A 353-nucleotide genomic window follows, 5' to 3' on the forward strand; every position below is an offset into this window, starting at 1 on the left:
CCGGTGCGCCACTGGTCAGCGGGATCGCGCCGAGGAATGAAGAGCCAAAGCGACCGAAAGAAGGCAGGGCGACGGAAAGAAGAGGCAGAGCGACGGAAAGAAGAGCTGAAGCGACGGAAAGAAGGCAGGGCGACGGAAAGAAGGATCGGAGCGACGGAAAGGAAAGCCAAAGCGACGGAAAGAAGAGTCAGAGCGACGGAAAGGAAAGCCAAAGCGACGGAAGGAAAAGTTAAAGCGGGAATGAAGAGCCAAAGCGACCGAAAGAAGGCAGGGCGACGGAAAGAAGAGGCAGAGCGACGGAAAGAAGAGCTGAAGCGACGGAAAGAAGGCAGGGCGACGGAAAGAAGGATCGG

1 protein-coding gene is annotated in these 353 nt (G+C 57.2%); it reads right to left on the reverse strand.

The genetic code is table 11. The features are described 5' to 3' along the window. Positions 1 to 353, reverse strand: a 353-nt coding sequence (locus tag AC1DCY_RS28050; RefSeq protein ID WP_477356150.1) for a hypothetical protein, incomplete at both ends; no start/stop codon positions are given.

It is taken from the genome of Lysinibacillus sp. 10T31, assembly GCF_056394365.1.